Annotated in this window: 3 protein-coding genes and 1 pseudogene; all 4 read right to left on the reverse strand. The window is 69.8% G+C overall.

Annotated elements, in window-relative coordinates:
• Window positions 1-295 precede the first annotated feature (295 nt).
• Window positions 296-523: pseudogene (locus CA982_RS26090) on the reverse strand (recombinase-like helix-turn-helix domain-containing protein); the annotation flags it as partial.
• Window positions 520-1029, reverse strand: coding sequence for a hydrolase (locus CA982_RS26095; protein ID WP_086537955.1), 510 nt, complete (start codon window positions 1027-1029; stop codon window positions 520-522). The gene CA982_RS26095 and the pseudogene CA982_RS26090, both read right to left, overlap by 4 nt.
• Window positions 1029-2711: a thiamine pyrophosphate-binding protein gene (locus tag CA982_RS26100; protein ID WP_086537956.1), complete on the reverse strand. Its 1683-nt coding sequence runs from the start codon at window positions 2709-2711 to the stop codon at window positions 1029-1031. The genes CA982_RS26095 and CA982_RS26100 overlap by 1 nt, the downstream gene beginning before the upstream one ends.
• 49 nt (window positions 2712-2760) lie before the next feature.
• Window positions 2761-3540 (reverse strand): SDR family oxidoreductase, encoded by a 780-nt coding sequence (locus CA982_RS26105; protein WP_086537957.1) that lies wholly within the window; start codon window positions 3538-3540, stop codon window positions 2761-2763.
• Between the last annotated feature and the right edge of the window lie 31 nt (window positions 3541-3571).

The following is a 3571-nucleotide window of genomic DNA, read 5'->3' on the forward strand; positions in this document are numbered from 1 at the left end:
GAGACTCCGACCGACCCGCCGCCACGCGCTGCGCTCCCATCGCGGCACCGGGCCGCTCTCCGCTCCTGCCACATCCGGCCAGCGCGCACAAGCGGCCAAATATCAGGAAAGGCCAAACCCGACCGGACGCCAAAGAAGTGTGGATCTGATGTCGAGCGAACGACGTTGCGACTGAACATAAATCGACACACGATGTGTGAAAACAGTTGCCTAACAATGAAATACGATGTATCATCGAGTAATGATGGTGAGGCCAATGACCAATATCGCACCGGCGAATATTGCCTCTCCGCCAGCCCAATCTGCGCATCTCGGCGCGGAAGGTCTCGGCGGTCCACGGACCACCGTCGGGCCCGTGGAGACCGAGGGCGTTCAAACCGTCGGTGACCTCGTCGAGAGTCGTTGCCCCCGAGGTGAAGATCTCGGTGACGGAGCCGGCGAGCTTGAGTTCGTACGGGGTCAGCGGTTCCGGATGTGTCTGGTGCGTCTCGAGGTAGGGCTCGCGGGCTGGGCGAGTCATCATCGGAGAACTCCTTCGTCGATGAGTGGGGTGGGCTGGGCGAGGAGGCGGCCGTCGCGGGCGGCGAGGCCCTCGGCGATCGCGACGAATGAGACGGCCCACTCCTCGAAAGACTTCCGACGTTCGGTGTGGGCGGGGGCGGGCGCACCGTCGAGGACGACGAAGACGCCGTTGTCGATGTCACCGGCAAGCGTCTGTGCCGCAGCGAGATCGGTGTCGGCGTGCGGCGCCGACGCGAGCACCAGGGTCGGCACCGCCACGGCGGGAAGCGCATCGATCGTCGCGGTGGGCAGCGGTGCGGGTTCGGCGAGGATCAGGCTGAGCACGGTCTCCGGACACTCGATGGCGAGGGCGACCGCGTCGACGACATCGATGCCGCAGGCGATCACGTGGACCTGATCGCTCGAGCGCACCCGCGCCTCGGTGTCGGCGTCCCACCACAGCGTCGGTGCCGTTCCGCCTGTGTCCGTGCCGTTCTGGACCCGCCCCGCGCTGCTCTGAGCGGACATCAGTGGGCCTCGACGGGTACGTGCACGGGCGGGACGAACGGGCCGGGAGCAGGATCGATCGCCTCGACGTCCACCTCGATGAACGACGGTCCGCCGTGCGCGACCGCGGCCTCGAGGGCCTCGGCGATGACGCCCGGACCCCGGACGAGCCGGTAGGGGATGTCCATCGACGCGGCCAGCAGGTCGAATCGCGGCGTGTGGAGGTCGACGCCGGATCGACGGAAACCGTTCTTCTGCTGCATGTTCCGTAGCACTCCGTACCCGCCGTCGTTGACGACCAGCACGATCACCGGTGCGCCGGAGCCGGCCAGGGAGGCGAGCTCGCCCAGGTGGACGGCGAGTCCGCCGTCGCCGGCCAGTACCAGTGTCGGGATGTCGGGTCGGGCGTGCGCCGCACCGATTCCCATCGCGAGTCCCTGTCCGATCCCGCCGCCGAGCGGGAAGATGTTGGTGCCGCGCTCGTAGATCGGGAGCAGGCGGTTGCCCCACTGGCTCGACGGGATCGTCACGTCGCGGGCGATCACCGATCCGCGCGGCAGCGCGTCGCGGATCGCCGTGCAGATCTCGGCGTAGCCACCGATGTAGGTCGTGAGATCGGCCCGGACCTCCTCGCGCACGGCGGTCACGCGACGCGGCCACTCGTCGGCAGTCGCGGCCACGTCCAGCTGGGCCAGCAGAGACGCGATCGTCTGTGCGGCGTCGCCGACGAGACCGACCGCGGCGGGGTAGACCCGTCCGACCGTCGTCGGCTCGACATCGATCTGGATGATGTTCTCCGGTAGCGAGAGTGAGTAGGACGCGGTCTCGTTCGATCGGAAATGGGTACCGACGGCGAGGAGCACGTCGGCGTCGCCGAGTAGTGCCCGCACCGCGGGTGTGGTCGCGAAGTTGCCGATGACCAGCGGGGTGTCCTCGGCGACGACTCCGCGTCCGGAGTTGCTGGTGATGATGCCCGCCCCGAGCTGTCGAGCGAGCTCGGCGACCTCGCCTCCCGCTCCGGCGGCGCCGCCACCCAGCCACAGCAGTGGCCGTCGCGCGTTGCGCAGCAGATCGGCGGCGCGGGCGACGGCGTCCGCGTCGGGCACCGGTGGCGCGGCCGGGGCCGGGGCCGAAGGAACCGGCCGCTGGGCGTCGGGTGAGGCGAGATACTGGAGGTCCGTGGGCCATTCGACGCTGGCGGGGCCCGACGGTGCGGCCAGGATCCGCGCGATGGCCGTCTCGAGTTCGGCCTCGACGTCCTTGGCCTCGGTGATGGTCGTGGAGTATGCCGAAATGGCGTCGAGCATCCGTGGCTGAGCCGGGAACTCGTGGATCACACCGCGACTCGCGGCCGGCCGGTCGGGAGCGAGGAACTCGCTCTCGATCTGTCCGGTGATGTGCAGGACGCGGCTGCCCGCGGTCAGTGCCTCCACCATCGAACCCGCGGCATTGCCCGCTCCCGTACCGGTACTGGTCAGGGCGACGCCGAGACCGCCAGAGGCGCGGGCGAACCCGTCGGCGGCATTGACCGCGGCCGCCTCGTGTCGCATCTCGACGAACTCGAGCTCGCGGTCTACGGCTTCGACGAGCGGGAGGTTGTGGATGCTGATGACCCCGAAGACGGTGGTGACGCCGTGCCGGCGCAGCACCTCGACGAGGACGTCGCCGCCGGTGGATCGGCGGTTTCCGGTGTGTTCGGTCATCGGCTGGTTCTCCTCTTGCTGGGCTGGATCGGCCGGGATCGACCGGGGGTCAGACATAGCGGTGCACCCCGCCGCCGACCTCGAGCGTGGCGCCGGTCGTGTAGCTGTTGCGCGGCGAGAGCAGGGTGGCGATGGGGAACGCGAGCTCGTCAGCAGAACCGAAGCGCCCCAGCGCGATTCCGCGGTCATCGGCGATCTCCGCGCTCCAGGCCGCGAAGTCGTCGGCGCCGCTCTCGGCGAACCGGCGCTGCCACTGCCCGGTGTCGATGAGGCCGAGCAGGACCGAATTGACCCGTGTCCCGTCGGCCGCGAGCTCTTCGGCGAGCGAGCTCGACAGGTTCAGCAGGCCCGCCCGGGCCGCAGAGGTCACCGCGAGGCGGGTTTCCGGCTGCCGCGACAGGATGGCGTTGACGATCACGACCGCACCGCGGTCCGACGCCGCGAGCGCGGTACGAGTGGCGCGGATGACGTGCAGGGCGCCGAAGATCTTGAGGTCGAACTCGTCGCGGATCTCCTCGTCGGTGGTCTCGTCCAGGGACCGCATGAGCGACCGGCCGGCGTTGCACACCACGCCGTCGAGACCACCGAGGCGGTCGACGGCGGTGGCCACGAAGGCGTCGACCGACGCGCGGCTGGTGACGTCGCACGAGGCGGTGACCACGTCGGTTCTCGCGCCGAGATCGGCTGTGGCGGTGCGAAGGCGGTCCTCGTCCCGGGCGCACAGCGCCAGCCGCGCGCCCTCCTCGGCGAGGAGCCGGGCGGTGGCGAGACCGATCCCGGAGCTCGCGCCGGTGATCAGCAGCCGTCGACCGGCGAGCTGCAGGTCCATGGGTACTCCTAGGGGCTGGGCGGTAGGGGGC

The organism is Gordonia lacunae, assembly GCF_002149015.1.
In the GTDB taxonomy this organism is placed as follows: domain Bacteria; phylum Actinomycetota; class Actinomycetes; order Mycobacteriales; family Mycobacteriaceae; genus Gordonia; species Gordonia lacunae.

Excerpts from the sequence above, each read along its gene's own strand:
- CA982_RS26095 (WP_086537955.1), bottom strand. The coding sequence starts at position 1,029 with ATGTCCGCTCAGAGCAGCGCGGGGCGGGTCCAGAACGGCACGGACACA.
- CA982_RS26100 (WP_086537956.1), bottom strand. The coding sequence starts at position 2,711 with ATGACCGAACACACCGGAAACCGCCGATCCACCGGCGGCGACGTCCTC.
- CA982_RS26105 (WP_086537957.1), bottom strand. The coding sequence starts at position 3,540 with ATGGACCTGCAGCTCGCCGGTCGACGGCTGCTGATCACCGGCGCGAGC.